The sequence below is a fragment of the Erythrobacter sp. JB2-19 genome (assembly GCF_057365005.1).
Genome location: NZ_CP200290.1, coordinates 1,087,719 through 1,111,513 on the forward strand (window position 1 = coordinate 1,087,719; position 23,795 = coordinate 1,111,513).

General features: G+C 59.7%; 20 protein-coding genes. 9 read left to right on the plus strand and 11 right to left on the minus strand.

Going from position 1 to position 23,795, the window contains the following annotated elements; translation table 11 throughout:
• Positions 1-76: 76 nt before the first annotated feature.
• The 8 genes from AC0V6O_RS05220 to tsaD all read right to left on the minus strand — a co-directional run bounded on the left by AC0V6O_RS05220 (position 77) and on the right by tsaD (position 10,089).
• A complete protein-coding gene (locus AC0V6O_RS05220) occupies positions 77-1,252 on the minus strand; it encodes an acyl-CoA dehydrogenase (RefSeq protein WP_486145513.1) in 1,176 nt (391 codons plus the stop codon).
• A 278-nt stretch (positions 1,253-1,530) separates the two neighbouring features.
• Complete coding sequence (gene acs, locus AC0V6O_RS05225) at positions 1,531-3,471, minus strand: acetate--CoA ligase (protein ID WP_486142145.1); 1,941 nt, start codon at positions 3,469-3,471, stop codon at positions 1,531-1,533.
• Positions 3,472-3,552: 81 nt separating this feature from the next.
• Complete coding sequence (locus tag AC0V6O_RS05230) at positions 3,553-3,912, minus strand: response regulator (protein WP_486142147.1); 360 nt, start codon at positions 3,910-3,912, stop codon at positions 3,553-3,555.
• A 62-nt stretch (positions 3,913-3,974) separates the two neighbouring features.
• On the minus strand, positions 3,975-4,544 hold the full coding sequence (locus AC0V6O_RS05235; protein WP_486142149.1) for a hypothetical protein: 570 nt from the start codon (positions 4,542-4,544) through the stop codon (positions 3,975-3,977).
• Positions 4,545-4,642: 98 nt separating this feature from the next.
• Positions 4,643-6,331, minus strand: a complete 1,689-nt coding sequence (locus AC0V6O_RS05240) for a vWA domain-containing protein (protein ID WP_486142151.1) — start codon at positions 6,329-6,331, stop codon at positions 4,643-4,645.
• 109 nt (positions 6,332-6,440) lie between these two features.
• Positions 6,441-7,937 carry a lipopolysaccharide biosynthesis protein gene (locus AC0V6O_RS05245; protein WP_486145515.1) on the minus strand — a complete coding sequence of 499 codons (1,497 nt, stop codon included), beginning with the start codon at positions 7,935-7,937 and terminating at the stop codon, positions 6,441-6,443.
• A gap of 71 nt (positions 7,938-8,008) precedes the next feature.
• Complete coding sequence (locus AC0V6O_RS05250) at positions 8,009-9,025, minus strand: NAD(P)H-dependent glycerol-3-phosphate dehydrogenase (RefSeq protein WP_486142153.1); 1,017 nt, start codon at positions 9,023-9,025, stop codon at positions 8,009-8,011.
• Positions 9,025-10,089 carry a tRNA (adenosine(37)-N6)-threonylcarbamoyltransferase complex transferase subunit TsaD gene (tsaD, locus tag AC0V6O_RS05255; protein ID WP_472638298.1) on the minus strand — a complete coding sequence of 355 codons (1,065 nt, stop codon included), beginning with the start codon at positions 10,087-10,089 and terminating at the stop codon, positions 9,025-9,027. The genes AC0V6O_RS05250 and tsaD overlap by 1 nt, the downstream gene beginning before the upstream one ends.
• A gap of 98 nt (positions 10,090-10,187) precedes the next feature.
• On the opposite strand from tsaD, the gene hemC reads away from it, so the two are divergent.
• The 3 genes from hemC to AC0V6O_RS05270 all read left to right on the plus strand — a co-directional run bounded on the left by hemC (position 10,188) and on the right by AC0V6O_RS05270 (position 12,787).
• Positions 10,188-11,099: a hydroxymethylbilane synthase gene (hemC, locus tag AC0V6O_RS05260; RefSeq protein ID WP_486145517.1), complete on the plus strand. Its 912-nt coding sequence runs from the start codon at positions 10,188-10,190 to the stop codon at positions 11,097-11,099.
• A 16-nt stretch (positions 11,100-11,115) separates the two neighbouring features.
• Positions 11,116-11,799 (plus strand): uroporphyrinogen-III synthase, encoded by a 684-nt coding sequence (locus tag AC0V6O_RS05265; RefSeq protein WP_486142155.1) that lies wholly within the window; start codon positions 11,116-11,118, stop codon positions 11,797-11,799.
• A 67-nt stretch (positions 11,800-11,866) separates the two neighbouring features.
• Positions 11,867-12,787 (plus strand): hypothetical protein, encoded by a 921-nt coding sequence (locus AC0V6O_RS05270; protein WP_472638300.1) that lies wholly within the window; start codon positions 11,867-11,869, stop codon positions 12,785-12,787.
• On the opposite strand, the gene AC0V6O_RS05275 is transcribed toward AC0V6O_RS05270, so the two are convergent.
• The gene (locus AC0V6O_RS05275) at positions 12,784-14,001 is read right to left on the minus strand and encodes an FAD-dependent monooxygenase (RefSeq protein ID WP_486142157.1); all 1,218 of its coding nucleotides are present in this window, start codon (positions 13,999-14,001) and stop codon (positions 12,784-12,786) included. The two genes, AC0V6O_RS05270 and AC0V6O_RS05275, sit on opposite strands and share 4 nt — an antisense overlap.
• Positions 14,002-14,086: 85 nt before the next feature.
• Between AC0V6O_RS05275 and AC0V6O_RS05280 the strand changes: the two genes are divergently transcribed.
• Positions 14,087-16,180 carry a protein-disulfide reductase DsbD family protein gene (locus AC0V6O_RS05280; protein ID WP_486145519.1) on the plus strand — a complete coding sequence of 698 codons (2,094 nt, stop codon included), beginning with the start codon at positions 14,087-14,089 and terminating at the stop codon, positions 16,178-16,180.
• On the opposite strand, the gene AC0V6O_RS05285 is transcribed toward AC0V6O_RS05280, so the two are convergent.
• Complete coding sequence (locus AC0V6O_RS05285) at positions 16,152-16,769, minus strand: hypothetical protein (protein WP_486142159.1); 618 nt, start codon at positions 16,767-16,769, stop codon at positions 16,152-16,154. The genes AC0V6O_RS05280 and AC0V6O_RS05285 overlap by 29 nt on opposite strands.
• On the minus strand, positions 16,766-18,961 hold the full coding sequence (gene uvrB / locus AC0V6O_RS05290; protein WP_486142161.1) for an excinuclease ABC subunit UvrB: 2,196 nt from the start codon (positions 18,959-18,961) through the stop codon (positions 16,766-16,768). The genes AC0V6O_RS05285 and uvrB overlap by 4 nt, the downstream gene beginning before the upstream one ends.
• A gap of 89 nt (positions 18,962-19,050) precedes the next feature.
• Here uvrB and AC0V6O_RS05295 point away from each other — a divergent pair, with 89 nt between their 5' ends.
• The 5 genes from AC0V6O_RS05295 (at position 19,051) to AC0V6O_RS05315 (ending at position 23,790) form a co-directional block, all read left to right on the plus strand.
• Entirely contained in the window at positions 19,051-19,590 is a 540-nt protein-coding gene (locus AC0V6O_RS05295) for a DUF3617 domain-containing protein (RefSeq protein WP_486142163.1), read from the plus strand.
• A 149-nt stretch (positions 19,591-19,739) separates the two neighbouring features.
• Positions 19,740-20,513, plus strand: coding sequence for an esterase/lipase family protein (locus AC0V6O_RS05300; RefSeq protein WP_472638304.1), 774 nt, complete (start codon positions 19,740-19,742; stop codon positions 20,511-20,513).
• A gap of 97 nt (positions 20,514-20,610) precedes the next feature.
• Positions 20,611-22,008 carry a circularly permuted type 2 ATP-grasp protein gene (locus AC0V6O_RS05305; RefSeq protein ID WP_486145521.1) on the plus strand — a complete coding sequence of 466 codons (1,398 nt, stop codon included), beginning with the start codon at positions 20,611-20,613 and terminating at the stop codon, positions 22,006-22,008.
• Positions 22,009-22,021: 13 nt separating this feature from the next.
• Positions 22,022-22,966, plus strand: coding sequence for an alpha-E domain-containing protein (locus AC0V6O_RS05310; RefSeq protein ID WP_486142165.1), 945 nt, complete (start codon positions 22,022-22,024; stop codon positions 22,964-22,966).
• Positions 22,966-23,790 (plus strand): transglutaminase family protein, encoded by an 825-nt coding sequence (locus tag AC0V6O_RS05315; protein WP_486142167.1) that lies wholly within the window; start codon positions 22,966-22,968, stop codon positions 23,788-23,790. Before AC0V6O_RS05310 ends, AC0V6O_RS05315 begins: the two co-directional genes overlap by 1 nt.
• The last annotated feature ends 5 nt before the right edge of the window (positions 23,791-23,795 follow it).

Genomic DNA, 23,795 nt, shown 5'->3' on the forward strand with positions numbered 1-23,795 from the left:
CACCCTTCCACCCGGATGATATCCCGGCAGGCTCCGGGTGGAAGGGTGGAGGGTGTGGGTGGTGCAGCCATCATGACTAGAACGCCGCAATGCCGGTGATCGCGCGGCCCAGGATCAGCGCATGGACATCATGCGTGCCCTCGTAGGTGTTGACCGTCTCTAGGTTCACAGCGTGGCGGATCACCTGGTATTCTTCTGAGATGCCATTGCCGCCGTGCATGTCGCGCGACTGGCGCGAGATGTCCAAAGCCTTGCCGACATTGTTGCGTTTGACGATGCTGATCATATCTGGCGCGAACCGCCCCTCATCTATCAGTCGGCCGACGCGCAGGCTCGATTGCAGGCCCATTGCGATATCGGTCATCATATCAGCCAGCTTCTTCTGGAACAGCTGCGTTGCCGCCAAAGGCTTCCCAAACTGCTTGCGATCAAGGCCGTACTGACGCGCGGCATGCATGCAGAACTCCGCTGCACCCATCGCGCCCCAACTGATGCCGTAACGCGCGCGGTTGAGGCAGCCGAACGGTCCCTTAAGACCCTGCACATCGGGCAGCAGAGCGTCGGCGGGCAGCTTCACATCGTCCATCACGATCATACCGGTGGTCGATGCGCGCAGGCTGATCTTGCCTTCGATCTTGGGTGCGGACAGCCCCTTCATTCCCTTTTCAAGCACAAAACCACGAATGCCGCCGCCATGCTCTTCGCTCTTGGCCCAAACGACGAACACGTCGGCAAAGGGCGAGTTCGAGATCCAGGTTTTGGAGCCATTGATGACGTAGCCATCTCCGTCCTTCTTCGCGACGGTCTTCATTCCCGCCGGGTCGGATCCGGCGTCTGGCTCTGTCAGACCAAAGCAGCCGATCAGCTCACCAGAGGACAGGCCGGGCAGGTACTTGCGCCGCTGCTCCTCTGATCCGTATGCGTAAATCGGGTGCATCACTAGGCTCGATTGGACGCTCGCCATAGAGCGATAGCCGCTGTCCACTCGTTCAATCTCGCGCGCGATCAGGCCATATGCGACATAGCTTGCGCCAACGCCGCCATATTCCTCTGGGATGGTCGCGCCGAGCAACCCAGCCTGACCCATCAGCGGGAACAGCTCTGGCGCGGCGGTCTCATTGCGATAAGCCTCAATCACGCGCGGCTGCAGCTCACTCTGCGCGAAGGCATGGGCGCTGTCGCGGATCATCCGCTCGTCTTCGGTCAGCTGCGTTTCGAGATCGAAGGGGTCTTCCCAATTGAAGGGCGCCATTCCGGCCATTAGTTACTCCTGAAACCAGTTGAGAGGGTCTTTTGCAGGCTTCGTCGTGTCCTGCAAGTTTTGCTTTGGCCGTTTTCGGCTTTGGAACACATACGCCTTTTTCAAATGTGTGACTTTTGAAATTATCACCTGTTTATCAGAGGCTTGGAGGCGGTCCGCTGTTGCAATGTGTGACTTTTGGAAAATGAGCATGTTCCATGCTGTTTTGGCGTCCCTTGGCACACTAGGCACGATCCCCGCTGTAGGACAGCTTTGCGCCCCTCGCACCACTATGCAGGCGGCCTGTTCGCGACCAGATCATCGACGACGCTAGGGTCCGCCAATGTCGAGGTGTCGCCCAGGCTGCCCATATCATTCTCAGCAATCTTGCGCAGAATCCGCCGCATGATCTTACCGCTGCGTGTCTTAGGCAGGCCAGGGGCAAATTGCAGTACATCTGGCGTCGCAATCGGGCCGATTTCCTTGCGCACCCATTGCACCAGTTCGCGGCGCAAATCTTCGCTATCGTCGGTGCCTGCATTGGTCGTGACATAGGCGTAGATACCTTGCCCCTTTACGTCGTGCGGCATGCCAACCACAGCGGCTTCTGCGACCAGTGGATGCTCGACCAGCGCGCTCTCCACCTCGGCGGTGCCCATGCGGTGGCCAGAGACATTGATCACATCGTCGATCCTGCCCGTGATCCAGTAATAACCATCTTCATCGCGGCGGCAGCCATCGCCGGTGAAATAATAGCCGGGATATTGGCTGAAATAGGTGTCAAAGAAACGCTGATGATCGCCGTAAACGGTGCGCATTTGGCCTGGCCAACTGTCGGTGATCACGAGCGCGCCAGAGGTCGCCCCTTCCAGAATATTGCCCTTTTCTGCATCGACTAGAGCGGGTTGTACTCCAAACATTGGCGTGCTCGCGCTGCCGGGTTTTAGTGCAGTTGCGCCGGGCAGGGGAGTGATCATCGCGCCCGCCGTTTCTGTCTGCCACCAGGTGTCGACGATTGGACAGCGGCGTTCGCCGACGACGCGGTGATACCAGTCCCAGGCCTCTGGATTGATTGGCTCTCCAACGCTGCCTAGCAGGCGGAGCGAGGAGCGATCCGTCTTCGTCACAAACTCATCGCCTTCGCGCATCAGCGCGCGCAGAGCAGTGGGCGCGGCGTAGAAAATCTCAACCTTGTGTTTGTCGATGACGTTCCAGAACCGCGAGTGGTCAGGGTAGTTCGGCACGCCTTCGAACATGACTTGCGTCGCGCCATTCATCAGCGGTCCGTAAACGACATAGGAATGCCCGGTGACCCAGCCAACATCGGCGGCGCACCAATAGATGCTGCCTGGCGTGTAATCGAACACATATTCATGCGTCATGCTGGTCCAAACGGCATAGCCGCCAGTGGTGTGTAGCACGCCTTTCGGCTTTCCCGTGGAGCCTGAAGTGTAGAGAATGAATAGCGGATCTTCCGCATCCATGACCTCTGGCTCGCACTGATCGCTCGCCGCACTGATGGCCTCATGCCACCAGATGTCGCGACCCCCGCTAAAGCCGACATCGCCGCCAGTGTGCTTAAGCATGATGACCCGGCTGACATCGACCTTTTCAAGAGCCGCATCGACATTCGCTTTGAGTGGGACTTTCTTGCCGCCGCGCAGGCCTTCATCAGCGGTCAGAACGATATCGGATTGGCAATCCGAAATGCGGCCCGCGAGCGCATCTGGAGAGAAGCCCGCAAACACTACCGAATGCACCGCGCCGATGCGCGCACAGGCGAGCATCGCAATTGCGGCCTCTGGCACCATGGGTAGATAGATGGTGACCCGGTCGCCTTTTTTGACCCCGTTGGATTTCAGGGCATTGGCAAAGCGGCAGACTTCTCGGTGCAGCTCTCGGTAAGTGAGGGTGCGCCCCGGCGTGCTGGGATCATCAGCCTCCCAAATGATTGCCGCAGTGTCGCCGCGCTCTGCCAAATGCCGGTCGAGCGCGTTGACACAAATATTGAGCTTCCCGCCGAGGAACCAGCCAATGCGGAAATCGTCTTTGTGATAGCTTACGTCTTTGACTGTTTCGAATGGTGCGATCCAATCGATCCGCTGCGCTTCTTCGCGCCAGAAACCGTCAGGATCGCTGATCGAACGGGCGTAGTGAGATTGATATTTGGCTGCGTTGAATTTTGCGTTTGTCGCCCAATCATCTGGTACCGGAAACAGGTCTTGGCTCACGTATCACTCTCCGTCTTTTGTGACGAACAGGGATAAGCGATGCGAAGGCGCGTGGGAAGCGCCGCTTTAGCGCATGCGCAATTATTGGTCTTCGAGGACCTTGACCACCGCCCGCAATATTTCATTGGGCGGGCAAGGTTTCAGCAGGGTCGTTGCCTCAGGAAACCGTTCTTTCACTTCGTCGCGAGTGAACTGGCCAGAGTGGAAGATGATCGGCACGTCTTCGTCGCGCAATTTCTGCGCGAGTGGATAGACCATGCCATCGTCCAATTGCACATCCAAGATCGCAAGGTCAGGCTTGTCTTTCTGAAATGAAAGCATGGCCGAAGAAATATCGGTGTGCGGACCGGCAACTTCGAACCCGGCTTCTTGCACCGTTTCGCAAAGGTCAAAGCCGACGATTCGCTCGTCTTCAGCGACCAAAATCCGTGCCTGCGTCATTGCCTTCTCCAGCGTTGCATATTCCTATGTAACACAGATTGGGCAAATGTTTCCTATTTATTTCAACCGTTTTGGCCGAACTTTCCGGAAAAGCCCGCTTCATCGCCCGCAGCTAGCAGCTTGGCCTGTTCGACCCAGCTGTCACGGCGAATGCGTCCTTTGAAGCGATCGAGCTTCTCATCAACGCGGTCGATATCGGCCTCGTCCCAGCTGGCGATCTCGGCAAATGTCGTCACCCCGAGAGTGTTCAGCAGGCCAGCGAGCTTTGGTCCGAGGCCTTTGATCTGGGTCAAATCATCCGCCGCTGCCGCTGCAGGAGTGGGCGCAGGTGGTGTTGGTGTAGGAGTGGGGGCAGGTGAAGAGGCCGCAGGTGCCGGTGCAGCCGCAGGCTTGGGCGTTTGTTCCGCCTCGGGCAGTTCCACGCCTGTCTCTTTGGCGGCGGCATTGGGCGCATCGATCAATGCTTGATTGCGCGCAGCGGGCGCAGCGCCGTCATCCAGAACATCTTTTGTGTCTTTGTCGACAACCGATGCCTTACGGTTCGCCGACAGCCAGAAGAACGCCAATAGCAAGACCACAATGGCGACAATCAGAATGTAGGGCCAATTGGCCTCAAAGAACTCAGGTGTCATCTCTCAATCCCATGATTTGTCAGTTTGCCCGCACGCCATAGCAGCGACACGCAGCGCATTCCAAGCAGACATCATAAGTTTTGAGGGTGCTGTGGCCGTCAGCCGCCTTTCATGCTGCCTGCAAGCGCGTTTAGGCGGATGAACTCCTGCCGCCAATAATCGTCCTGGGAGCCAGCAAGCGTCTCGATATCGCCGTGGCCGAAGCCTTTCATGAGAGTGTCGCCGCGCAGCAATTGACCGTAGGCGGCAACGGCGCTGGCAAAGGCGAAGTCGCCGGATGGCTGTTTCGCTTGCAACAACTCGCTGCGCTGTACCAAACGCTCGATCAGACGCGATTTTTTCCCGTCGGGTAGTTTATAGCGCAGCTTTACTTGAGCCACTTCAGCTTCGCGGCTTAGAGCGGTTTGCGAAGGCTTGTCGTCATAGCGGCGCGGCGCGATCCAGCCTCCGCTTCCTGCGGGCACGATCTCGTAAATTGCGGTCACCTGGTGGCCTGCGCCAATGTCGCCAGCATCGACTGCGTCATTGTTGAAATCTTCCTCGCGAAGGGCGCGGTTTTCATATCCGACCAGGCGATATTGGCTGACGACCGCCGGGTTAAATTCGACCTGAATTTTCACGTCCTTTGCAATCGTGAAAAGGGTGGAACTCATCTCTTCACCCAATACCTTTTTCGCCTCCAGCGCGCTGTCGATATAGGCGTAATTGCCATTCCCGTGATTGGCGACCTGCTCCATCATCGCTTCGTTATAATTGCCCTGGCCAAAGCCTAACGTGGTGAGCGTGATACCGCTGTCGCGTTTTTCCTCGATCAGCTCAATCAAGGCATCCTGGCTCGATACGCCAACGTTGAAATCGCCGTCAGTGGCTAGGATTACGCGGTTGACGCCGCCTTTGATGAAGCTGTCCTCGGCAATGTTATAGGCGAGCTCCAGCCCTGCGCCCCCGGCGGTCGAGCCGCCCGCGGACAGCTCGTTCAAGGCGCGGCGGATCTTCTTCGTGTCATTGGTGGGTTCGAGCACCATGCCCGCAGCACCTGCGTAGACGACGATGGATACGCGGTCTTGCGGGGAAAGCTCACCGGCGAGGCCTGCCAGTGCGGTTTTGACTAGCGGCAATTTGTCCGGTCTGCCCATCGATCCCGACACATCCATCAGAAATACGAGATTGGCGGGTGGGCGATCTTCGCGCGGCAAATCGTAACCGCGCAGGCCAATTCGCATCAGATAGGTGTCTTCGTTCCACGGCGTGCGGGCAATGTCTGTGTTCACACTAAATGGCTGAGAGCGGTCTGCCGGCTTTGCGTAATCATAGCGGAAATAATTGATCATTTCCTCAGTGCGCACGGCGGCGCGCGGCGGCATCTGCCCTTGCGTGAGGAAGCGGCGAGCATTGGCATAGGCGCCGGTGTCTACGTCGACGCTAAAGGTAGAGACTGGCTCTGCGCTGGTCAGTTTGACCGGTGAGACTTCTTCTCCGTCATATTTCTCACGGCCAGGATCGGTTGGCACCCGCACAGGCGGAACGCCGATAATCCCGGGCGCCGAGCGACGAGACACCGATGCGAAATCCGCTTCTGAAACTCGTGATCCCGTGACGACTACCGTCTGTTCGGCGACGGGTGCTGGTGGCGGCGGAGGAGGAGGTGGTGGTGGCGCTGCAACAGCGACATTGTCGTCTGGCTGGCCTGTTTTGGCGACATTGCCTTGATTGGCTGCACAGCCCGCTATCATCAGGCTGAGCATACCTGCACCCGCCAGTTTGAACGTTAGGTTTGAATTCCGCATTTTCACGACTCCCCACAATAACCCACGAAGCACAAAGCTCTGCTTTTGGGCGTTAATCGTGACTGAACGTGCAGAAGGTGCGGTCAAACAGGCAGGGTTTGAAGGCTCTTTATCCGCCAACATTCTTGCGGAACAACAGGCGATCTTCCTCACCAAATCCGCGCCGCCAGATGACCCAACCGAACGTAAGCAGGATCGCCGGAATACCGAACAACAGCTCGGCCCATTCCGGCAGCCATGTTGCCGCTGTGCCGACCACCACGGCGGGCGCAGCGGCCCAGACCAAGGCCCAGCGCCAATTGCTGACCGGGGCCTTCAGTAATTTCTTGAGCAGCAGCGCTTTGACCAGGCTCGCGCAGCCCAACGCGATCAGCAAAGCGAGCGCTGCACCAGCGGCTTTGAACGGCTCGGAAAACCCGAGGTGCTCAACCCCCTTAATGATCCCGATGGTGAGCGCGGCCTGCAACGCGATTGTGCAAACTGAGATCAGCAGGTTCCGTTTGCGCGCAATATAGACCAGCACGCTTTCGGAAACGACCGCCATAGCCGCGGCCACCTCTGCGGCGAGCAGGAAGGCCAGCGCGCCAGTGCCGCCAACATATTGCGGCCCGATCAGGCCCATAACGCCTTCGCCCGGTACACCTAGCGCGAGGGCAATGGCAGCCTGAGCGGCGATGATCCAGAAGCCAACCTGGCGTACCTGCGCAGCGATAGCGGCGTAGTTCTTGCTCTTTAGATTTTTGGTAATGACTGGGCCAAGCACCGGCTCAAAGCTGGTTTTGAGCTTCTGCGGCAGGCTCGCGATCTGCTGAGCCATGTAATAGACCGCGACGGCAGCGGGCGAGGCAAAGAAGCCGAGGATGAAGATATCGACCCTGCGCGTGCCCCATTCGATCGCATCTGCGCCCATCAGCGGCAGAGCGCGGGCGGTCACTTTCCACATGTAGCGTGGGCGAGGGCGCCAGCCGCTGGGCAATCCGTAGCTGCGCAGGAATGACCATGCGGCGGTCAACAATGCGGCATAAATCGAGCAGATAAATGCAAGCGCGAGGCCGGCTTCGCGAAATTCGGTGATGCCGCTGTAGAGCGGTAGGTAGAAGAACACACCTGCCATGATCGATATAGTCCACGGCTCCACAACGGCGCGGGCGCGCACAGTGGTGGCGATGTCGTACTTGTATGCCTGCGCGGCCAGCAGAATTTCCGTGAGTGCGAAGGCCGGGATCGCCGCGATCAACCAGATATCATATTCGCTGTTCATTCCGTTCGGGAACATCACGACCGGGAACAGCCACAGGAACAGGCCAGCGAATGCGGACAAGATCAGCGCGATGAGCATCCCGTCGAACACGAGGTTGACCTTGGCTCGCTCGGCCTCTGGGCCTTCGCCATCTGTGCCTTCGGTCAGGCGCTGAGCCAGCCCGCGTTTTTCGCCGAGAGAACAGACAAGCCCGAGGATTTCGATCAGGACAAGCGCGGAGGCGAACCGTCCAACCGCGTCAATTCCGTAAAGCCGCCCAGCGATAAATAGAAAAGGAAGCCGGGCAACCAGCCTCAGGATGAAGCCAAAGAAATTGGTTCGGCCGCCTTTGGCCAACGCCTGCATATCGGCGTTGTCATCGCCGGGTGTGCTGGCTGCTCCGCTGGCTGGCGGCGGAGATGAGACTGGGGGTAGGCTCAAGCCTGATGGTTCCTGTTCTCGCGTTCTTGCTCCGCCTTTAGCGGACGAGCGAGCAAGTTGGCGACTGCGGCGCGCGGGCTTTCCCCGGCGAGGATTGCGTTGACCGCGATAACGATGGGCATGGTGATGCCGCGTTCCTTGGCCAAACGCTTGAGAACCGGCGCGGTGTGCGCCCCTTCTGCAACGGTGCGGCGATCCGCCATCAGATCAGCGGCGGACCCGCCTTCGCCAAGGGCCTTGCCGAGCGAGAAATTGCGGCTGGAGGTGGAGGAACATGTGAGCACCAGATCGCCGAGTCCGCAAAGACCCGCGAGCGTTTCAGCTTCTGCGCCCAGCGCCTCGCCAAACCGCAGCATTTCGGCATAGCCCCGCGCGATCAGGGCGGCGCGCGCATTCTGGCCCAGCGCCAGGCCGTCCACCACGCCGCAGGCAATCGCCAGGACATTCTTGATTGCGCCGCCGATCTCTGCGCCGGTCACATCATGGGTGTAATAGGGGCGGAAGGAAGGCCGAGCGATTTCTGGTGAGAGGCGCTCCCACTGCGCATTGCCGCCGCCACAAGCGAGCGTGACAGCCGTGGGCAGGCCAGCTGCAACCTCATGCGCAAATGTCGGGCCGGATAGGACGGCGATGTCGCTCGCCGGACAGGCGGCTTTGGCAACCTCATTCATTAGCTGACCCGTGCCCGCATCAATGCCTTTAGAACACAGCACCAGATCACGCGGCGCCTTTGGTAATTGCGACAGGACCGCGCCAAGGTTTTGCGCCGGGGTCACCGCCAGTACCGTGTCCAGCTCTGCCAGATCGTCAAGGTCATTGGTTGCGTGAATGCTGGGCGAAAGCGAAGCCGATGGCAGGTACAGCGCATTGCGATGCTCCGAATTGATCGCATCGACCAAGTCCGCCTCATAAGCCCACAGAAGCACATCGCGCCCATCAGTGCTGAGCATTTGCGCCAGAGCTGTTCCCCAAGCGCCTGCGCCAATCACGCCAACCGTGGAAAGAGCCGTCATTATGCTTTCACTCCTGCGCCGCGGGCCTTTTCCGCTTCCGGATCGAGCGGCCAGCGCGGACGCGCCTTGAAATCGAGCGGATCAGATTGCTCCAGCGGCATGCGTTCACACCCGGCCCAAGCGATCATCGCGGCGTTATCTGTACACAGCGCCAAGGGCGGCGCGGCAAAGCGCATGTGATGTTTGCTAGCGAAGGCTTCAAGCGCGGATCGGATCGCGGTGTTGGCGGCAACGCCGCCGGCAACCACCAGGGCAGGGGGTGTTTCCAGGCCTTTGAGAGCGTGGCTTAACCGGTCAATCAGGCAGTCGATCGCTGCCTGCTGAAAACTCGCGGCGATGTCTTCGGACCGGTGCTTACCGCTGTCATAGGCCCGCAAGACCGCGCTCTTGAGGCCAGCGAAGGAGAAATGTGGTTCCTTTGATCCCTTGAGCGGGCGGGGCAGGGAAACAGCCGAGGCATCGCCGGTGAGCGCGAGCTTCTCCACTTTCGGCCCGCCGGGATAGCCGAGACCTAGGATCTTCGCGGTCTTGTCGAACGCCTCACCCAAGGCATCATCAATCGTGGTTGCGAGGCGGCGATACTCGCCGACGCCTTCCACCAACAGGATTTGGCAATGCCCGCCCGATACGAGCAGCAGCAGATAAGGAAAGCTGAGCTCAGGATCGGCGAGGCGCGGTGACAACGCGTGCCCCTCCAGATGATTGACCGCGATCAACGGCTTGCCTGATGCCATGGCCAGCGCCTTTGCACTGACCAGGCCGACCATCACCCCGCCGATCAGACCGGGGCCAGCGGTGGCGGCAATCGCATCGACATCCTCCAGCGTCATATCCGCATCCGCCATCACCGCCTCCAGCATAGGGGCGAGGCGCTCTGCATGGGCGCGGGCTGCAATTTCAGGCACGACCCCGCCATAGGGCGCATGCTCTGCCTCTTGGCTGGCGATCCGCTCAGCAATGATTGTTCGGTCGCCGCGCACGATTGCAACCGCCGTCTCATCACAGCTGGACTCGATCCCAAGCACCGTGGGGTTGTCTGTTATGATTGACGGCAATTCACTCATGCCGCTTTTCCTTAGTCGCTTAGGTGGTTAGAGCAAGCATGCCTATGAGCCAGCCTGACGATCACAGCACAGCGGCGAGTGCCGCAAACCCCATTCACATGCGGCTTGGAACGCGCGAATCTCCGCTTGCAATGGCGCAGGCCTATGAGGCGCGGCGGCGGCTGTGCGAGGCGCATGGTTGGAGCGAGGACCAGGTGGAGCTGGTGCCGGTGCGCGCCAGCGGTGACAAGATACAGGATCGCCCCCTCGCTGATATTGGCGGCAAGGCACTGTGGACCAAGGAACTGGATCAATGGCTGGCCGAGGGACAGATTGATGCTGCGGTGCACTCGCTTAAAGATGTTGAGACCATCCGGCCTGATAATTTTGTAATAGCAGCGTTTTTACCGCGCGCGGACCGGCGCGATGTGTTGATCGGGGCGAGCAATATTGCCGCGATCCCTCCCGGATCAAAAGTTGGCACCAGTGCGCCGCGCCGCGCGTCGCAATTGCTCAATCAACGCCCCGATCTCGAAGTGGTGATGTTTCGTGGGAATGTCGCGACACGGTTGGCCAAGCTGCAAGCAGGCGAGGCAGACGTGACCTTCCTCGCAGCGGCCGGATTGGAGCGTTTAGGCGAGACGGGTGTTGGCATTCCGCTGGAGGTAGACGAATGGATCCCGGCGGCCTCTCAAGGTGCAATTGGGATTGAATGCGCCGCTGGCAATGAGACCGCTTTAAAGGCTGTCGCCGCGATTGATCATGCTCAGACCCGCGCTGAAGTTCTGGCGGAGCGCGCGCTGCTGAAGGCGCTCGGCGGAACCTGCCACAGCCCGGTTGCGGTCCTGTGCGAGGTTGATGGAGACAGCATCACGATGCGCGCGGCCCTGTTCAGTCCGGATGGGGCAGAGCGAGTAGAGGGCGAAGCGCGCTTTGCTATTGGTGATAGTGCTGCGGCAAAGGCGCTGGCGGCGGACCTGCTGTCGCGCGCTGGGCCGGGGACACGTCCGCATTTTGATGGCGCTGGCTAGGCTGGATGAGCCGCCCATGAGAGCACAGACGATCATTGCGGTTAGGCCACAGCCGGGTTTGTCATCAACGCTTGGGCTGGGTGAGGAATTGGGCCTACCTATCCAGGGATTCGCGCTTTCTGTAGCTGAGCCGGTCGCATGGGATATGCCGGATGCCATTCAGGTGCAGGCGCTTCTCGTCGGCAGCGCCAATGCCTTTCGTCATGGCGGGGCCAAGCTCAGCGAACTTACACATTTGCCGGTTCATGCGGTAGGGCAGGCAACCGCGGAAACTGCACGCGATGCGGGTTTCAAAGTGGCGCGCTCTGGCGAGGGCGGTTTGCAACATGTGCTGGACACTCTTTCAGTCGCTCCGATCCATTATCTGCGGCTCGGCGGTGAAGAGCGGATCACTCTGAACCTGCCCGAAGGCGTCACAATCACCGAAAAAGTGGTCTATCGGATGCATGAAATTGCAATGACCAATGAGCAGGCAAAGCAGTTGTCTGATCCTGCCATTATGCTGCTCTATTCGGCATCCTCAGCACGGCATTTTGCCAAGGAATGCGACCGCTTAGGTCTCGATAGGTCGCACATTTCCCTCGCTGCGCTTGGCCCACGAATTCTCGCTGCCGCAGGCTCCGGATGGGCCGAGACGCGCGCTGCACCGCACCCTAGCGACGCCGAATTGCTGGCCATGGCGCAGGACATGTGGCAATAGCGGCGCAAATATAGCGGTGGCTCGCCCCCAAATGGGCCGCGCGCAACGGATCGCAGAACGGACTACAATGGAATCGAAATTCGGCAGTCGCCGCAAAAGCGGCTCATCCAAAGGAATAATGCTGGCCGCCCTGTTCTCCTTCATCGCTGGAGGAGCGCTGATCGGCTACATCGTTTGGTACAATGCCAATAATGAAAGCGCTGCGGTTGAAGCGACAGACGAGCCAGTCGCGATCGCCAGCCCGGAAGAAACGCCGGGGCTAGAACTGCCCACGTTGCCCACGCCAACCTCTGAGGCAAGCGAAGCAATCGAAGAGCAGGTTGAGGCTGTCGAAGGTCTGGCTGAGCAGCAAGGTGGTCTCGACCAACGCTTGGCAGCAGCGGAGCAGCGGCTCTCCCGGCTGGACCTGCAAGCACAGGCGGCGGCTGGCAATGCTGCGCGGGCCGAGGGCCTGCTGATCGCCTTTGCGACCCGCCGCGCGATTGAACGCGGTGCAGAGCTTGGCTTTCTTGCGGATCAATTGCGCCTGCGTTTTGGCGACAATTGGCCCAATGCGGTGCGCACCATCATCTCGTTCTCGCGCCGCCCGATCACGCTCGATCAATTGCTTGCGCGCCTAGAGGGCCTTGGCCCTGATCTGGCCGAGCCTGATGAGGTGTCTTCTTGGGCGGACATTCGCCGCGAGTTTGGCGAACTGTTCGTGATCCGCCGCGAAGACACACCTTCGCCCCAGCCAGAGCGCCGTTTGGACCGGGCCCGTCTGTTCCTGGAAAGCGGCCGGGTGGAAGCGGCGATTGCTGAGGTGCAAAACCTGCCCGGTGCAGCCAGCGCAGAAAACTGGATCGCGGATGCCACCCGTTTCAGCAATGCAATGGACGCGCTAGACACGATTGAAACCGCCGCCGTGCTTGAACCGCGCCGTTTGCGTGATGGCGCCGGCAATGCGGTGGAGCAATTGAGCCCGGTTGAGGCGACCAGCGAAGATTAAGCGCGCAGCAGCTCGGGCAATTCGCCGGAGACGCCGCGTGCCTCTTCCATAAACCAGTGCTTCAAAGCGCCGCTGCGCTGCACCCCGGCCATGCCCAATCGCCGCACGGCAGAGGCCGCCTTGCCCGGCACGCCGAACAATCGCGTCAGCCCATCGGTGGCAGTGGCGACCATAAAGGCATCAAGCCCGCGCCAGTTCTCATAGCGCATCAGGCTTTGATGATCGCCGGGGTCAAGGCCGATCCGGCGCCCTTCTTCAAGCACCTCAACAAGTGTCGCGGCATCGCGCAGGCCGAGGTTAAGCCCCTGTCCCGCAATCGGGTGAATACCGTGCGCTGCATCACCGACCAATGCCAAGCGCTCGCCGGTAATTTTGGCGGTGTGGTGAAAACCGAGCGGCCATGATGAGCGTGCGCCCGTGCTGGTGACCGCGCCAAACATGCCGCCCATACGCTTTTCCAACTCGGCCAGAAACGCGCGGTCGGACAATTTCAAAAAACCTGCGGCGTCACCTTCGCTGACGGTCCACACCAGCGAGGACCGGTAACGTCCCTGCTCGTCATCCAGCATTGGCAGCAGCGCGAATGGGCCAGCAGGATAGAATATCTCCCACGCGACATTGCCATGCGGTTTTTCATGTGTCAGCCCGGCAATAATCGCGCGGTGACTGTATTCCCAATTGGCGACCACCAGCCCAGCCTGTGTTCGCGTGGGTGAGCTGCGGCCCTCAGCGGCCACCATCAGGCTGGCTTTGAGTTTCGTCCCATCGCTCAACTCCACGGCGACGCCAAACTCGCTGCGCTGGCGCTCGCTGATCTCTGCCTCGGACACCCAATTGATCAGCGGTTCTTTCGCCGCCGCCTGAAACATCGCCCGGCGCAGGCTGAGATTGGGCAGCATCCGTCCGAGCGAGCCCTCATGCGGTTCGGGCTGAAAATCGATCCGTCCCGGCTTCATTTGGTCGGTGACGGCAATGCTCGCAATCGGGCAGGCTAACGGCTCTAGCGTCTCCGCCAGGCCGATATTGCGGAACAATTGCCAGCTCGCGGTAGAGATCGCGGTGGCGCGGTCGTCAAAGCCTTCCTTCAGCAGATCATCGGGATTGGCGCGGTCGACAACATGGCTGGAAAAGCCCTTGCGCGCAGCGGTGAGCGCCAGGGTCATACCGACCAGCCCGCCGCCAAGGATCAAAAGATCGCGCGTGTCATTCGTCATTCTGCCTGCCTCTATGAAACCTATCCCGCCGTGATTGCGAATAGTGTTCGACAGTCCTAGAGGTTCGATCGTGATAGACGCAAGAATGTTCCCGCTGACAAAGCTATGGTTTGCTGCATTGGTGCTTGCATTTGTGGCTGCTTTGTCGCCGGCACACGCGCAAGATGGCGCGATCCCGGTTGAGGCGCGCTTTGGCGATGAGAACATCAGCGTGGAGCTGCGCGCGGACGGCCTGCCGAAGGCTGGCGAGGAATGGCTGCTCGCTCTGAGGTTCACGCCAGACCCGAACAGCAATGAGCAATGGCACGGATATTGGTCCAACCCCGGCGATGCGGGGCAGGGCATGCAATTGCGGCTGAACCTGCCGGATGGTTGGGAGATGGGCGAGCCGCTCTATCCCGTGCCAGAGCGGTTTGTTCAGCAGCTGGTCGATACCGAGCTGATGAACCACATTTACAAGGGCGCATACACGGTTCTGGTGCCGATCCGCGTGACCGGCGAGGTTGATAACACGACCCGCGAACCGATTACCGGTTTTGTGGAATATCTCGCCTGCACTGACAAAGTGTGCGTGCCGCAGGATGCCGTTTTGCGCGAAAGCCAAGGTGGCGATTTTGCTCGCTGGCGCGCGGAGATTGCGCCGCTGCTGGATGCGGAGGCGAGCTTTGCCGTTGAGGGCACGAACCTGCGCTTGGCGATTCCCTTGCCTGCTGAGGTGAGCCTCAGCGATCCGCATATTTTCATCGAAAACACGCAGCTGGTTCAATATTCGATCGCCCAAACCTTTCGCCGCGATGGTGACATGGTGAGCGTTGAGATTCCGCTGTCCGATTGGGTGGAAGAGGGACAGCCTGCGGACGGCGTGCAAGGCATCTTGTCTTTCGGCAATGGCGCTGGCGTCAGGTTTGAGGCGAGTGAAGGCGAGGTGGCGCTCACGGGCGAGCGGATCGTCACTTCTTCTGCGCCGCAGACCCCGCCGCTCTGGACGCTGATACTTGGCTCGCTCGTGGGCGGTCTGATCCTCAATATCATGCCCTGCGTCTTCCCAATCCTTAGTCTCAAAGCGATCTCGCTGGCGCGGGCTGGTGAGAGCGAGGCCAAGGCGCGCTCAGAGGGGCTCGCTTATACTGCTGGTGTCGTGCTGGCCTGTGTTGGGCTGGGCGCGGTGATGCTCATTCTTCGCGCTGGCGGGGAGCAAGTGGGCTGGGCGTTCCAGTTGCAAAGCCCCGGTGTCGTCATCGTGCTGCTCGTGCTCGCCAGCGTGATTACCGCGAATTTCGCAGGTGTCTTTGAGCTACCTTCCATTTCCATCACACGCGGCGGACAGCCTGCCAGCGCCTTTGCCACCGGCCTGCTCGCGGCCTTCGCGGCAACCCCATGCACCGGGCCGTTTATGGCGGCGGCGCTCGGCGCGGCTCTGTTGTTGCCGGTGCCACAGGCGCTGCTGCTGTTTGCAATGCTTGGGCTGGGCTTGGCCTTGCCGTTCCTGCTTATCGGCTTTGTGCCAGCTCTGCGGCGAATGTTGCCAAAGCCAGGTGCGTGGATGGAGCGTTTTCGCCGGATCATGGCGATCCCGATGGGGCTGACCGCGCTTGCGCTGATCTGGTTGACGGCGCGGCTGGGCGGGCAAGGCTTTGCACTATTCGCGCTGGTTGTCGTGTTCGGCCTGATTGTCGCCTTGCTGGTGGTTGGCCGTCTGCAGCGTGCAGGCAAAATGGCCTGGCCCGCCTTTGGCCTGATCGCCGCGCCGTTTGTGATCTTCGGCGCCTTCGCATTGCCCGCCAGCTTTGCTGCGCCAGTGACAAACCTCACCGAGGAATCGATTCATTCGCCTCAGACGTACAACGCAGAGGCACTGGCAGAGGCCCGCTCCAGCGGCCAGCCAGTGTTCCTGTGGTTCACCGCCGATTGGTGCGTCACCTGCAAAGTGAATGAGAGCGTCGCGATTGAGCGCGAGGCAACGCGTGAGGCGTTTGAAGCCGCTGGCGTGGTCACCATGGTGGGCGATTGGACGCAGCGCGACGAGGCGATCACCATGTTCTTGTCTGAGCAGGGCGCGGCCGGCGTGCCGCTGTACCTATGGTATGAGCCCAGTGAACAAGGGGCCGCAGAGGCGGAGCAATTGCCGCAGGTGCTGACGCCAAACTTGCTTAAGGAGCGGGCTGAGCGGGCTCGCTAGCGTCTGGCGCGGCTTCCTCGAAAATCACGTCATCAATGGTACCCTGAAGCGGTTCCAACCGGCCCCCACGACATCCCGTCACCAGATCAACCGGCAGCGGACTGGGGTTCAGCGTTACCATGCCAGCGCCCGGTACAGTCAGCGTCACTTCCTCTGGTCCGATCAGCGGCTCCCAATCCTGATCAATCGCGGGATCTTCACCGCGCCACAGAAAGCCGGTGTTGGTCTCAATCGCATCGACCTTCATCCGACCGATCTCATCATTGCCAACAAAGGCCAGGATGGCGCCTGCGCCTTCGTCGGCTGCGGCAAAGCGGGTGACGCGGAGGTTCGGATCGGCAGGTGTCTCGACGCATTCGAGCGAGACCAAAGGCGCGTCGCCCGGCTTGCCATAGATGATCCGCCAAGGGGTCGCGCTCGCGGCCCAAACTGCGCCCTCAATATCGGGCGAGTCAATGGGTTCTGAGGGGCCTTGCGGCATCTCGGCTGGCATATCGCGGGCGATATCGGCATCGGTCGGCGGCGGCTTGCACGCGGCAAGTGCAATGGCCGTCAAGCCAAGCGCTGCGATGGCGACGTTCCGGCTCACGGCTTGCCGCCCATAAACTTCGCTCGTTTCTTGCCATAGCGGGTCTTGCGCGTTCCGGGGCGGCCAGCGTCAGAACGTCCGACCTTGGGCGCTTTCTTCTCGTCATCAGGCAGGCCCAGCTCGTCATTTTCGAGCCTGCGGATTTCATCGCGCAATCTGCCTGCTTCCTCAAATTCGAGGTTTGCAGCGGCATCGCGCATCCGTTTCTCAAGGTCTTCGATATAGGCCCGCAGATTGTGGCCGACGAGGTTGTTGACCTCTTCATCGCCGGTGTCGACTGTCACCCCATCTTGCGCGGCGCTGTGCGCGACAATGTCCGCAATGTCGCGCTTGATCGTCTGCGGCGTAATGCCGTGTTCTTCGTTGAAGGCGCGCTGCTTCTCGCGCCGGCGCTCCGTCTCGGCCATGGCGCGTTCCATGCTGCCGGTGATCCGGTCGGCATAAAGGATCACCTCGCCATCAACATTGCGCGCGGCGCGGCCAATCGTCTGGATCAGCGAGGTCTCGCTGCGCAGGAACCCTTCCTTGTCAGCATCCAAAATCGCCACCAGCCCGCATTCCGGAATATCGAGCCCTTCGCGCAGCAGGTTGATCCCGATCAGCACGTCATAGACCCCTAGGCGCAGGTCGCGGATCAGCTCAATCCGCTCCAGTGTCTCAACGTCAGAGTGCATGTAGCGCACGCGCACACCTGCCTCGTGCATGAATTCGGTAAGGTCTTCGGCCATACGCTTGGTCAGTGTGGTGACTAGCGTTCGGTAGCCTTTCTTGGCCACCGCGAGGCATTCCTGAATGCAGTCCTGCACTTGGTCCTCGACCGGGCGGATTTCGACTGGTGGATCGATCAACCCGGTGGGGCGGATCACCTGCTCGGCAAAAACGCCGCCGGTCTGCTCCATCTCCCAGCCGCCGGGTGTCGCCGACACGGCAAAGGTTTGTGGGCGCATCGCGTCCCATTCGTTGAAGCGCAAAGGGCGGTTGTCGATACAGCTCGGCAAGCGAAAGCCATGTTCGGCCAGGGTGATCTTGCGGCGGTGATCGCCTTTCGACATCGCGCCGATCTGCGGCACGGTCTGGTGGCTTTCATCGACGAACAGCAGCGCATTTTCCGGTAAATACTCGAACAGGGTGGGCGGCGGCTCACCCGGCAGGCGGCCGGTGAGGAAGCGAGAATAGTTCTCGATCCCGGCGCAGCTGCCGGTCGCGGCAATCATCTCAAGGTCAAAATTGGTGCGTTGCTCCAGCCGCTGTGCCTCCAGCAATTGCCCCTCTTCCTGTAGCTCCTTGAGGCGGTGCTCCAGCTCAAATTTGATTGCGGCGGCGGCCTGTTTCATGGTCGGGCCAGGCGTCACATAGTGCGAGTTTGCATAGACGCGAACCTTGTCGAGGTTTGCGCCTTTCTTACCCGTCAGCGGATCAAACTCCGCAATCTCTTCGATCTCATCGCCAAAGAAACTGATCCGCCATGCCATGTCTTCATAGTGCGATGGGTAAAGCTCCAGATTGTCGCCGCGCACCCGGAAGGTGCCGCGCTGAAACGCGGCATCATTGCGCTTGTATTGCAAGGCGACCAGCTTGCGGATCAGTTCGCGCTGATCAACGGTTTCATCCTTTTTGATGTCGAAAATCATCGCCGAATAGGTTTCGACCGATCCAATACCATAGAGGCACGAGACGGAGGCGACGATGATCACATCATCGCGTTCTAGCAAGGCGCGGGTGGCCGCATGGCGCATCCGGTCGATCGCCTCGTTTACCGAGCTTTCTTTCTCGATGTAGGTGTCGGAGCGCGGGACATAGGCCTCAGGCTGGTAGTAATCGTAATAGGATACGAAATACTCGACCGCATTGTCAGGAAAGAAGCTTTTAAACTCGCCGTAAAGCTGTGCGGCAAGGATCTTGTTGGGCGCCAGGATTAATGCGGGGCGCTGCGTCGCCTCGATCACTTTCGCCATGGTGAAGGTCTTGCCCGACCCGGTCACACCCAGCAGGGTCTGCGTCTTTTCGCCTGTGGTCGCGCCTTCCACCAGCTCTGCAATGGCTGTTGGCTGATCGCCAGCGGGTTCATAATCAGAGACGATTTTGAACGGCCTGCCAGGATCGCTCTTTTCCGGACGGTCCGGGCGGTGCGGGGTGAAATCCCCAGAGGTGTCGGGTTCTTCTAACCCTCGGCGGATGACGAGTTCTGACATGTTAAGACATATGCGGCGCGGATGCGCGCTTGTGAAGTGGCGCTCTGACAGATAGCACCATGAATGATTTTTCTGGAGGGAATTTGGATATGAAGCGGATTGTTAGTGTGTTGGCGCTCGCCGGGGCGATTGCAGCGTGTTCGGGGCCGACCGATGCCGATGCAGACGGTGATGGAGTTGTTTCCAGCGAAGAGATGGCTGACGTTGCAGGCGAAGTGATCAAGCCAAAGGCGGGGCAATATCGTTCCACGACCAAACTCATCAGCGTTGAAATGCCCGGCGCGCCGCCAGAAGTTGCCGAGATGATGAAAGGCGGCATGGCCGATCAGGTAACCGAGACCTGCATGTCGCAAGAAGACGCCGACAAGGGGTTTGAAGAGCTCGCAAAAGGCCCGCAAAACGGCGAATGCGAAACCAGCAAGTTTAACGTTAATGGCGGCGACATCAGCGCGGAAATGACCTGTAACGTACCCGGCCAGGGCGAGATGGTGATGACCTTGAATGGCACGGGCACCGAAACCAGCATGGATATGACCATGTCGATGGAAGGCGAAATGGCGGGCATGGGCGAAATGAAGATGACGATGAATATCGCCAGTGAACGCATCGGCGATTGCCCAGCGGGCTGAGCCGCTTTGAGGCTATGATCTACGAACCGTTGCAGAGAGATGATGGAGCGAAAATAGGCTTCACCAAGCGTTCACGCGCGCAGCCTAATTTCCGTGAGTGACGACCGTTTCGCTCCGTAAGTCTCGCTGCTTTGCCAAGGGATTTGATCATGGCCTCACTCGCTACTCTTGCCGAATTGAAATCCTCGCTTTGGACGCGTGATGAGTTTGCGCGCCGGATAGCTCTTGCGCGCCAGCCAGAGGAAGAACGCGCGCCGCGTCCCGGTATACTGCAACTTCTGGGCGAGGCTGAGGTTCTGGCGGAGGTCGTCAACCGCCCGCGCCGCAAGATTGCAATTGAGCGCGCCAAGCATCCGCGCACCATCATGGTGCTACCCGGCTTTATGACGCACCCGCTGCGCATGCGCTTTATGGCCCGGCAATTGGAGCGCGCAGGCCACACCGCGAAACGTTGGGGGCTGGGTTTTAACCTGGGGCCGAGCGAAGAAAATCTGGCCAGTCTTGAGGAACGGCTGCTCAATCTGAGCGAGCGGGCGGGAGAGCCGGTGGTGCTGCTTGGTTGGAGCCTTGGCGGGATTTTTGCTCGCGAGCTGGCCAAGCGTCAGCCGGACGCTGTTGCTAAAGTGATCACTATGGGATCGCCGTTTTCGGGCGATCCACGGGCGAACAACGTCTGGCGCGCTTATCAGTTTGTTACCGGACATTCAGTCGATGACCCGCCAATCGACACAGATCTGGGCGAGAAGCCGCCCGTTGAAACAATTGCCCTATGGAGTCCGCGCGACGGCATGATTGCTCCGCGCGCTGCCTGCGGCACCGCGGAAGAGCGCGACCGTGCGGTCGCCTTGCGCTGCACCCATATCGGCTTCTCTTATTCGGAAGAGGCAATTTCCGCGGTTCTTGAGGAACTTGATCGGGACTGAACCTTTGCTTGTGAGACAGCGCAATAATGCTTAGCATCCTTGCATAGCGCGCAATTCTTAGGGGTAATTGGTTCTGTCGGCTTCCCAATTTGATGAGATGTTTGGCCCTGATGGAGCGCCGCGTCCGGCCTATGCCGATTATTCATCATGGTATGGAGAGCAGACGACAGATCTGCTTCGCCGCAAAGCCAAGGATGCGGATGAGAGTTTTCGCCGCACGGGGATTACTTTCAATGTTTATGGTGAGGATGAGGCTGAGGAGCGCCTGATCCCGTTTGACATGGTCCCGCGCATTATCACAGCGGGTGAATGGCGGCGGTTGACGAAAGGTATCGAGCAGCGCGTGCGCGCCCTCAACGCCTTCCTCTACGACTTGTACCACCGGCAAGAGATCGTTCGCGCTGGCCGGCTGCCAGAGCGCCTGCTGCGCAACAATGACGCATGGCTGGCCAATATGGTCGGTTTCACCCCGCCGGGCGGGATTTACACGCACATTGTTGGCATTGATCTGGTGCGTACAGGGCCGGATGAGTTCTTCGTTTTGGAAGACAACGCGCGCACGCCATCAGGTGTGTCTTACATGCTCGAAAACCGCGAGACGATGATGTCGATGTTCCCCGAACTCTTCTCTCGTATCGGGGTTGAGAGCGTATCGAACTATCCGCGCCGTCTTGCGCGCAGTCTGGCCGCATGCGCGCCCGAAGGAACCAGAGGCAAGCCGAACGTCACGGTCTTGACGCCGGGTATCTACAATTCGGCCTATTTTGAGCACGCCTTTCTAGCCGATCAAATGGGCGCAACATTGGTCGAGGCGAGCGACCTGCGCGTGGTCGATGGCAAGGTGCAAATGCGCTGCACCGATGGCTATGCTCAGGTGGATGTGATCTATCGCCGAGTTGATGATGATTATCTCGACCCGCTGACCTTCAATCCAGACAGCGTGCTGGGCATTCCCGGCATCATGGATGTGTACCGGGCGGGCAATGTCACCATCGCCAATGCGCCGGGTACGGGCGTGTCCGATGACAAGGCGATTTACAGCTTTATGCCGGAAATCGTCGAGTTTTATACCGGCGAAAAACCGCTGCTGCCCAATGTGCAAACCTGGCGCTGCGCCGATGATGACGGCTTGGCCTATGTGCTCGACAATCTGGACGAGCTGGTGGTGAAAGAGGTCCATGGTTCGGGCGGTTATGGCATGCTGATCGGGCCAACTGCATCCAAGCGCGAGATCAAGAAATTCCGCGCCAAGTTGGAGGCCAATCCGGAGAATTACATTGCCCAGCCGACGCTGGCTTTGTCGACCTGCCCGATCTTCACCCGCAAAGGGCTCGCGCCGCGTCACGTTGACCTGCGTCCGTTCGTGCTGGTGTCACCCGACGGCATCGACATAACTCCGGGCGGCTTGACCCGCGTGGCTCTGAAAGACGGATCTTTGGTGGTCAATTCCAGCCAGGGCGGCGGCACCAAAGACACTTGGGTGTTAAAAGACTGATGGCGGAGGCACGATGTTAGGACGCACCGCCAATGGCATGTTTTGGATGTTCCGCTATCTGGAGCGGGCCGAAAACACCGCGCGGCTTTTAGAGGCGGGGCTGCGGATGGCGCTGACCCGGGATACGGCGACGGCTGAGGAAGAATGGCGTTCTGTCATTGCAACCTCTGGCCAGCGGGCGGCCTATGAAGCAGCGCATGAGGATTATACCGGGCAGCAGGTATGGAACTTCATTCTGCGCGGTCGTGATAACCCGGCCAGCGTACGCGAAATGTTTGGCGCCGTGCGGACCAACGCACGGATGGTGCGGACCAATATCTCCAGCGAAGTGTGGGGCGCAGTGAATGAAAACTGGATGGCTCTGGAAGACGTGTTGAAACGCCCGATTGGTCAAAACTCTGTCGGCGATGTGGTCGGCATGATCCGGCGCGCGGGCACGCTAGTACATGGAGCAGTCGAAGGATCTATGCTGCGCAATGAGGGTTATCACTTTGCCCGCGCTGGCACCTTTATAGAACGCGCGGAAAGCACGGCCCGTATCCTCGACATGAAATACTACCTGCTGCTCCCGACGCTTGGCCATGTCGGTTCGCGGATCGACAGCGGGCAGTGGGAGCAAGTGTTGCGCTCCGTCGCTGGGGCAAGTGCATACAGCTGGCTACATGCTGGGCGTATCGAAGCGCGCAGCATCGTTGAATTCTTGGTGCTGGACGACCGCTTCCCGCGCAGCCTGGCCTTTTGCCGCAGCGCGCTGCGCGATCAATTGGCAGCATTGGCTCGTATTCATGGACGAGAGGGAGAGTGCAACGCGCTGATGCGTGAGGCCGATATGGAGATTGCGGAGATTACCGTGGACCAGATCTTTGATCAGGGTCTGCACGAATTCCTGCTGAACCTCATGCACCGTAATGTCGCGATCAGCACGGCCATTGCCAGCGACTACAGGTTCCACCACTGATGCGCCTGTCGATCCGTCACACCACCCGCTACAGCTTTGCCGATCCCGTGGTTCACGCGCTCCAGAGGCTGCGTCTGACGCCGAAGGAGACGCAGGGTCAGAAGATTGTGGATTGGCAGATGGAGTATGAAAACGCGCATAGCGAGCTGGAATATGAAGACGAGCATTTTAACACCGTCACGCTGATTGCTCTGGATCCCGGCGCGCAGGAGGTCAGCGTGACCTGCCGGGGCGTGGTCGAGACCGAGGACAATGCCGGCGTTATCGGGCGGCACTCGGGCCATCTACCGTTGTGGAGTTTTCTGGGTCAGACACGGTTGACCAAGCCGGGTTCAAAGCTGCGCGCGCTGGTACGCGAAGTGGATACCGGCGAGGGTGATGATCAAAGCGGCAAGCTCGACTTCTTGCATGCATTGTCCGCGAAAATCCGGGATCAGGTTGCTTATCGCACAGGCGCAACCGCAGTCAGCACAACGTCAGAGGAGGCGATTGAGGCGGGCGTGGGCGTGTGCCAGGATCACACGCACATCTTCCTCGCCGCAGCTCGCATGGCGAATATTCCTGCTCGCTATGTTAGCGGCTATCTGATGATGAACGACCGGATCGATCAAGAGGCAAGCCACGCCTGGGCCGAGGCACATATCGATGGATTGGGCTGGGTCGGATTTGATATCTCTAACGGGATCAGTCCCGATCCGCGCTATGTTCGGGTCGCCACAGGCAGAGATTACCGTGATGCTGCGCCGGTCACCGGAATCAGTTTTGGATCGGCCCGTCAATCGCTCAAGGTCGAAGTGGCAGTGGAGCAGCAAAGCCAGCAATAGGCGCT

Excerpts from the sequence above, each read along its gene's own strand:
- AC0V6O_RS05220 (WP_486145513.1), bottom strand. The coding sequence starts at position 1,252 with ATGGCGCCCTTCAATTGGGAAGACCCCTTCGATCTCGAAACGCAGCTG.
- AC0V6O_RS05230 (WP_486142147.1), bottom strand. The coding sequence starts at position 3,912 with ATGACGCAGGCACGGATTTTGGTCGCTGAAGACGAGCGAATCGTCGGC.
- AC0V6O_RS05235 (WP_486142149.1), bottom strand. The coding sequence starts at position 4,544 with ATGACACCTGAGTTCTTTGAGGCCAATTGGCCCTACATTCTGATTGTC.
- AC0V6O_RS05240 (WP_486142151.1), bottom strand. The coding sequence starts at position 6,331 with ATGCGGAATTCAAACCTAACGTTCAAACTGGCGGGTGCAGGTATGCTC.
- AC0V6O_RS05245 (WP_486145515.1), bottom strand. The coding sequence starts at position 7,937 with ATGCAGGCGTTGGCCAAAGGCGGCCGAACCAATTTCTTTGGCTTCATC.
- AC0V6O_RS05250 (WP_486142153.1), bottom strand. The coding sequence starts at position 9,025 with ATGACGGCTCTTTCCACGGTTGGCGTGATTGGCGCAGGCGCTTGGGGA.
- tsaD (WP_472638298.1), bottom strand. The coding sequence starts at position 10,089 with ATGAGTGAATTGCCGTCAATCATAACAGACAACCCCACGGTGCTTGGG.
- hemC (WP_486145517.1), top strand. The coding sequence starts at position 10,188 with ATGCGGCTTGGAACGCGCGAATCTCCGCTTGCAATGGCGCAGGCCTAT.
- AC0V6O_RS05265 (WP_486142155.1), top strand. The coding sequence starts at position 11,116 with ATGAGAGCACAGACGATCATTGCGGTTAGGCCACAGCCGGGTTTGTCA.
- AC0V6O_RS05270 (WP_472638300.1), top strand. The coding sequence starts at position 11,867 with ATGGAATCGAAATTCGGCAGTCGCCGCAAAAGCGGCTCATCCAAAGGA.
- AC0V6O_RS05275 (WP_486142157.1), bottom strand. The coding sequence starts at position 14,001 with ATGACGAATGACACGCGCGATCTTTTGATCCTTGGCGGCGGGCTGGTC.
- AC0V6O_RS05280 (WP_486145519.1), top strand. The coding sequence starts at position 14,087 with ATGTTCCCGCTGACAAAGCTATGGTTTGCTGCATTGGTGCTTGCATTT.
- uvrB (WP_486142161.1), bottom strand. The coding sequence starts at position 18,961 with ATGTCAGAACTCGTCATCCGCCGAGGGTTAGAAGAACCCGACACCTCT.
- AC0V6O_RS05295 (WP_486142163.1), top strand. The coding sequence starts at position 19,051 with ATGAAGCGGATTGTTAGTGTGTTGGCGCTCGCCGGGGCGATTGCAGCG.
- AC0V6O_RS05300 (WP_472638304.1), top strand. The coding sequence starts at position 19,740 with ATGGCCTCACTCGCTACTCTTGCCGAATTGAAATCCTCGCTTTGGACG.
- AC0V6O_RS05305 (WP_486145521.1), top strand. The coding sequence starts at position 20,611 with ATGTTTGGCCCTGATGGAGCGCCGCGTCCGGCCTATGCCGATTATTCA.
- AC0V6O_RS05310 (WP_486142165.1), top strand. The coding sequence starts at position 22,022 with ATGTTAGGACGCACCGCCAATGGCATGTTTTGGATGTTCCGCTATCTG.
- AC0V6O_RS05315 (WP_486142167.1), top strand. The coding sequence starts at position 22,966 with ATGCGCCTGTCGATCCGTCACACCACCCGCTACAGCTTTGCCGATCCC.